The organism is Cytobacillus praedii (assembly GCF_001439605.1).
In the GTDB taxonomy this organism is placed as follows: Bacteria; Bacillota; Bacilli; order Bacillales; family Cytobacillaceae; genus Cytobacillus; species Cytobacillus praedii.
The window spans coordinates 50,401-57,278 of the sequence record NZ_LMBX01000028.1 but is presented as its reverse complement, the minus strand read 5'-3'; the positions used below and the strand labels follow the sequence as shown (position 1 = coordinate 57,278).

The following is a 6,878-nucleotide window of genomic DNA, read 5'->3' as shown; positions in this document are numbered from 1 at the left end:
AAGATTAGCTCTTAAGTTTTAAAACTTGATTTAAACGTTGACGTTTTTGCTTTGTTTAGTTTTCAAAGAACTATTTTATCACAGGATTTGATTGTATCATACCATTGAAGTGTTGTCAATTATTTTTTTGAAATAACTTTCTGTCACAACAACAGATTTACATCATATCAAATCAAACTGATTTTTGTCAACAACTAAAGACTAAATAACTGAAACTTTAAATCAATCATCTGATCTTTCAGCTGAGATTTACTATATTACAATCATTTCCCTTAAAAATCAATAGCAAATTAGAATTTTTTTTCGATATTGATCACTCACAAAAATTAAGACATTACTACTTCTTATAATTTATACCGGCAAATGAATTTCATTTTCTAAGTCATTTACTTTCGCTTAACTTATTTTACATTCTATCAGCGGCTTGCATCATGTAATCTAACAAGGACTTTACTGCTTCATGCTTGCGTTTAGGATAAATGATATAGCTTTGAATGAAAGGCGCTTTTACTTTTGATCGATAACGAAGCTCTGTAAGCTCCCCTCCTTGGATGAGTGTATTAGCAATAGCCGATGGCAGCAGTCCGATAAAATTATCACTTTGCAAATAATGAATATATAATGAGGCATGATCAACTTGTAAAGCAAAAACTTGCTTACCGACGCATTCTTCAAACCATAATTTATAACCTGGTCCCCACTCCATATGAATATATGGCAATGCCGTTAAATTACTTAAATCAATTTCCTCGGTAAAATTATTATCCGCTCTGGCAACCAGCTTAATTTCCTCACTTTTAAAGTTTACTACCTCTATCTCCGGATGGGATGGAGGAATATAGACGACGCCAAAATCAATGACACCATCAAGGATATGCTGCACGATATCCCATGAATGACCTGTTATAAAACGAAGAGCCGTTTTAGGATATTTTATTTGAAATTCTTTCATAATAGGGAAGAGCAAATAATCCCATAATGAATGTAGACTTCCTACGACTAATGAGCTATCGAATCTTTCCTCCAATTTCAGCTTTCTTGCCCCTTCATCAACAAGTTCTACAATTCTCTTAGCATAATCCAATAATTCCTTTCCCGCAGCAGTCAGATGAACCTGTCGATTATCCCTATCAAACAACATTTTACCAAGGGAATGTTCTAACGCTTTAATTCTCATCGTTATAGTTGATTGCGACACGTACAGTAAGTCAGCAGACTTGGTAAAGTTTTTTGTCTGTGCGACAGACAAAAAGGCACGTAGCTGTTGAATTTCCATTTTTCTCATCCTAACGATTCGTTTTTATAATTAATATTATTGTAATTATTCGTTATACAAATTGTAAAGCCGTTGATACACTTTGTATTAAAGAGCAGCGCTGACTTTTTAATTAAATATAGCCATCCATTCATTTCTTTCTAAATTAGTCAACCAAAGGCGGGAACCAGATGAAAGCCATTCGATTATTATTAGTTAACTCATTTCTTATGAACGTAAGTTTTTTTGCGTTTATCCCCTTCTTATCTGCTTATATTACAGGAAACTTAGCCCTTTCTGCTGGAATTGCCGGAGTTGTCCTTATGCTCCGCCAATTAACACAGCAAGGTACTTCCTTTCTGTCGGGAATACTTGGCGATCGCTTTGATTACCGGCTAATGATTAGTATTGGGATGATCTTGCGTGGAGCAGGTTTCACGATGTTCGCCTTTTGTACTTCCCCATTTGAGTTAATAGCTGCAGCCATTATTACAGGGATAGGCGGATCATTATTTGAACCAACAAGTAAAGCAGCGCTAACGATCTTTACTCCCCCTAAAAAGAGAGGCGACATTTTTTCTCTCGATAAAATCGTGCGGCACTCAGGGATCATTTGCGCTGGTATATTAGGCGGACTCTTATTGCAGCTAGACTTTTTCTACTCTTCTCTCGTTTGCGGCGGGATCTTTATCTTTAGCGGCATTCTTACCTTTCTAATTCTTCCGAACGAAAAGATCGCTGTGCCGAAGCAATCTTTTGCTGATTCTTGGAGAAAAGTTAGGTCAGATCACTTATTTATCTTCTTTACTGTTAGCATGACGGGGTTTTGGTTCATGTTCATGCAATTATATTTAACGATTCCATTACATGCTGCAAAAGTATTTAACCATTCATCATTTGTCTCAAGTCTATTTATCGTGTATGGAATGATCGTTGTATTCCTTCAATACCCATTGCAAAAATTGACAAAGAGATTTCAGAGGCTATCCGTTATTAAAGTAGGAATGAGCATAATGGGAGCAGGAATATTATTAGTTGGATTATCTGATGCCTTTCTATTATTTTGGATAGGTTTTTGCACATATGCGATTGGAATCATGCTCGTGGAACCAACCTCTTATGAGTACACAGCGAATATAGCACCCCCACAGTTTTCGGCCAGCTATTTTGGTTTTTCATTGCTTGCAATGGCTATTGGGGGAGGCATCAGCCAAGGTGCCGGCGGATGGCTGTTTGAACATATGCCGCAACTCAACTGGATGATCGGAGCATTAGCAGGCATTTTCTCAGCATTATGTATACACGTTCTGCAATGGAGGTGGAGTAAAAACATTTCACCAAACCATGCGAAGCAGATAATAGAAGATAACTAACAAAAGAAGAACAGCACTAAATGCTGTTCTTCTTTTTATTCTTCTACATTTAATTCCATAACGACGCCGAATACAGGTCCACTGTCATCTACTTTTCCATTTAAATAAAACCCAAACGATTCATATAATTTTTGAGCAGGTTTATTATCGGGATGAAGACTTAAATAAATTTTTTGACAAGCATATTGCTGCTGAATATGTTCAAGTAAAAGAGGCAAAAATTGTTTAGCATACCCTTTTCCTTGATAACGAAAATCAATCATAAAACGATCTAGCCAAGCACTTCGATTTACATCAGATGGCCATCCATACATCGCATAGCCAACAAGTATTTCACCATCGTATAACCCCACAGAAACACCATTGTTTTCGAATTTTGATTCTGCTAAGGAATAAGCATTGCTTTCAATAAATTGGGTTTGCTGTTCAGATACTGATAACCCCGCCACTAAACGCCAATTGTCTGTTGTTACTTCACGGATGTGAAGAGACATATTTCCATCTCACTTTCTATTTCCTAGCCTGGATAAGTTTACCTTTATCTATATTAGCTTTCCCATCGTAATACTCCTGCTATCCAACAGCTACTTTTTCTATATTCTTAGCTTTTCTAGGAGAATAACTAATCCCCGCAAACACCAGAAGAATTCCTGCTAATTGCAACATATCAGGACGATAATTCAAAATAAGCACATCTAGTAAAATAGCAACAATCGGATCAATAAATACCAAAATAGCAATCGTTTGCGCTTTTAGTTCACGCAAACCGCTGAAAAATAAATAAAAGACAAATCCAGTATGAATGAACCCTGTAATAAGAATATAAAACCAATTTTCAAAGGTAAGATGAAGAAAGTTTGACCAATCTACTAATGGAAACAATAAAATAATCCCCAATGTTGTTTGAATAACTGTAGTTGCTAGCGGACTAAGGGTTTGGATCCCCTTCCCCGTGATGGAAGTAAGTGCATAGAATAATGCTGCTGCAAATGCCCAAAGAACTCCATTTGATAGAAAATCGGCAATGGATGATTGTTGGTGAATCCCTCCAACCAACAATGTTCCTAAAAAGCAGATAAAGAAAAACACCAATCCTAAACCGGTAATTTTTTCTTTAAAGATAAAAGTACCTAGTAGAAGAACAATGACGGGCGCTAAATGATAGATGGATACCGCCACAGTAATAGGCATGACCTCGAACGAACGAAAGAAAAAAACCCAGTTAATGATTAGAAACACACCACAAAGCAGTGCAAGTATATACTCACGGCGTGGAATAGCCGCTTTTATCTGATTTTTTGCTTTTAACGAATGAATTCCCCAGATGAATCCTAGAAGAACACTTGCACATACACACCGAACAAAAACCAACTCAATAGATGGAAGTCCAGTTTTTATAGAAAATAAACCAATGGAACCGAATATTGCCATCGAGAGTGCGAATTTAAGTTTTGGATACATCCTGATTCCTCCTTAAGTAGTTATAACAATAACAACTATGTTCATTTGATAAAAAAACAGCTTACTCTAAGCTGTTTTTTCCCGTCATTACTTGAATTAAGTCTTCTCGACTTTTCCAAAGTGCTTCTAACTTTTCGGGACCGAGCATATTAATAGTTTCTTCTACCATAATATCGTGCCGAATATATTCAGTTGCAATAAGAACAAGGGCAGGATCCGTTGACTTTACAGCCCATTCAGAACCTCTATCGCTAAATTTCGCAATTAGCGCTTCTTCTTCATCCCGAATGACAATCGTCAAATATCCATCCATTCGTTTACTAACAATATCTGGTGCCATATAGTTGTGATGATACGTATGACCTAGCGACTTTTCTTCAGCTCCAAATAAAACTGTAAATATCGGGATGGATCCTTCCTTTTCCCGAATAGCCATTTCAATCTCTTCCACAATCGGAGACCATACAGATAGCCAAATTGCCTTTTCCGAAAGGCGAATCATAGAAATCATTTCTTGAACGATATGCTCATAATGGACAATCCTTGTCACCACATCCACTTTCTGATCACTTTCAAACATGGTTAGCGACGATTCCAGCCATTCCAATGATGTATTCATCTCTTCCTTTAGACGAGAAAGCAGCTGTTTCGGCTCAACTGGTTTGTAAACAATAGGATCGGAAGGAACCGTTTGGATTGCTCCCTTATCAAGGAGTTTCCCCAGCACTTCATAAATCATGGACCTTGGAACGCCAGAACGCTTGCTTAATTCATAACCGGTAACCGCAGGTGATTTCAATAAGCCTATGTATGCCTTGCATTCATACTTTGAAAAACCATGTTTTTGCAATTCAATAATTGCTTTATCCTCCATAAGCCCTCCATAATAGTAGTTATATTAATAACAACTATAATTGATTTCTAATAAAAAGTCTATAGATAAATTAGAATAGACTGATTTATACAAATAATCATGAAGGTTAAACGTCTATAAATAGTGAAACGGGCATGTCAGTGCCCGTTCTTGATCTTTCTCCAGAATCAATAATGATGCTGTTAATCTTAAGACCGTAAACGGCTGTTTCGCATAGCTGGCAGTATTTTTAGTTCATCACCTTCATTCAAAAGATACTTTTGATAATCCAAAGACTCAACACCGAAGATGGCTATTTTACCCGCACAATCAAAATGAATGCCCCATCCATATTTTTTCGGAAGCATAGAGGCTCTTAAACAAGCCTGGGATTTTTGAAATAGCTCTTCTCTAATTTGAGTTCCTCTTGCCAGCAGCTCTTCCTCTGGAATCAATTTATGGCGTATATATACTTCATAAATAAGATCTTCCTGAGTGTATGTATATGGATGGTTTGAGAGAAGATCATATTCAATCCGGGATTTGGTTGCACCTCCCTTACGAAGAGGGGGTACAGTTCCTTCCATTGACGGACAATCTGGTGCAACGGTAATAAATGTCTGATAATAATTGATATCCTTCTTTTCCAACGTTTTCCCTCCTTTCTCACAGAGATACTAAATTCTTTTTCCCCTATTCTACTAACATTTAATAGTGCAAATGGCTATTTATTTTGCTTTTGCAAAAGTATGCTATATAAAAGCAAAGCACCTAGATTAAAAATCGCAATAATAATTGTCATTGGAACTGCGCTTTGTTCACCAGCAATACCTACTAACGGAGAAACAATGGCTCCCCCTATAAACGGCAATAAACCAAGGAGTGCAGAAGCACTTCCAGCAGACCTTCCTTGACTTTGCATCGCTAATGAAAAGGAGGTTGTCGATACAATTCCAACACTTGCCACAACCAGAAATAACGCAATTGCCATAGCAAATAAAGAAAGATGTAAAAAGGTAACAAAAAGCAAAACTATACTTCCTGCTGCTGCAATTACAATCCCGCCCATTAATAGTTTCACTTCACTAATGGTACTAGCTAAACGCCCTGTTATTTGAGCCGAAGCAATAATTCCTATTCCATTCAGCGCGAATAATAAGCTAAATTGCTGCGGCGTTACATTGTAAAGGTTTTGCAGGACAAAAGGGGAACCCGCAATATACGCAAACATGCTTGTTGATATAAACGCTTGAGTCAGTGCAAATCCTATAAACAGGCGATCTTTAATAAGATTGCGGAACGTCTTTAGTGTAGCCAGCATACCGCCTTCTGCCCTTTTCTCCTCAGGCAGGGTTTCTGGCAGAAAAAAGGCAACAACGAGAAACATCAATAATCCGATGATTCCTAGAATAATAAATACGGTTTGCCAACTAGCAAACTGCAAAATAACCCCACCCGAAATAGGTGCGAGAATCGGCGCCGCACCGTTGACAAGGGCTAAGAGAGAAACAAACTTTGTTAAATCTTTGCCTGTATATTGATCTCGTGCGGTTGCACGGGCAATGACAATCCCTGCTGCACCGGTGAGTCCTTGAATAAAACGGAGCGAAACAAGAATCCATATATTCGGACTGAAAGCACATAAAATAGACGAGACCGAATAAATGATTAATGTCAGTACAAGCGGTTTCCTTCTCCCTTGTATATCACTTAATGGTCCAAAAAATAATTGCCCGAGTGCCAGCCCTAATAAACAAAAAGTTAAACTCAATTGTGCAAGAGAGGCCGTTGTCTGTAAATCATCAGCCACAATTGGCAAGGATGGCAAATACATATCTAGCGATAATGGACCAAAGGCTGTCAAGGAGCCCAATATAAGGACCATCCATACTTTCGCTAATGGTTTCTTAACCTGGATTTGTTGTGGTGAATTCAT

At 37.6% G+C, this 6,878-nt stretch carries 7 protein-coding genes; 1 reads left to right on the top strand and 6 read right to left on the bottom strand.

Annotated features, from left to right (window positions below; genetic code table 11):
• Positions 1–406 precede the first annotated feature (406 nt).
• Entirely contained in the window at positions 407–1,276 is an 870-nt protein-coding gene (locus tag ASU02_RS21765; protein WP_057767530.1) for a LysR family transcriptional regulator, read from the bottom strand.
• A 170-nt stretch (positions 1,277–1,446) separates the two neighbouring features.
• Here ASU02_RS21765 and ASU02_RS21760 point away from each other — a divergent pair, with 170 nt between their 5' ends.
• Positions 1,447–2,628, top strand: coding sequence for an MFS transporter (locus ASU02_RS21760; protein ID WP_057767529.1), 1,182 nt, complete (start codon positions 1,447–1,449; stop codon positions 2,626–2,628).
• A gap of 35 nt (positions 2,629–2,663) precedes the next feature.
• On the opposite strand, the gene ASU02_RS21755 is transcribed toward ASU02_RS21760, so the two are convergent.
• From ASU02_RS21755 to ASU02_RS21735, 5 genes are all read right to left on the bottom strand, one after another.
• Positions 2,664–3,122: a GNAT family N-acetyltransferase gene (locus ASU02_RS21755; RefSeq protein WP_057767528.1), complete on the bottom strand. Its 459-nt coding sequence runs from the start codon at positions 3,120–3,122 to the stop codon at positions 2,664–2,666.
• A gap of 79 nt (positions 3,123–3,201) precedes the next feature.
• Positions 3,202–4,089: a DMT family transporter gene (locus ASU02_RS21750; protein WP_057767527.1), complete on the bottom strand. Its 888-nt coding sequence runs from the start codon at positions 4,087–4,089 to the stop codon at positions 3,202–3,204.
• A 61-nt stretch (positions 4,090–4,150) separates the two neighbouring features.
• Positions 4,151–4,963: a TrmB family transcriptional regulator gene (locus ASU02_RS21745; protein ID WP_057767526.1), complete on the bottom strand. Its 813-nt coding sequence runs from the start codon at positions 4,961–4,963 to the stop codon at positions 4,151–4,153.
• A 188-nt stretch (positions 4,964–5,151) separates the two neighbouring features.
• Entirely contained in the window at positions 5,152–5,592 is a 441-nt protein-coding gene (locus ASU02_RS21740; RefSeq protein ID WP_232426319.1) for a DUF6157 family protein, read from the bottom strand.
• A gap of 74 nt (positions 5,593–5,666) precedes the next feature.
• Positions 5,667–6,878, bottom strand: a complete 1,212-nt coding sequence (locus ASU02_RS21735; RefSeq protein ID WP_057767525.1) for a multidrug effflux MFS transporter — start codon at positions 6,876–6,878, stop codon at positions 5,667–5,669.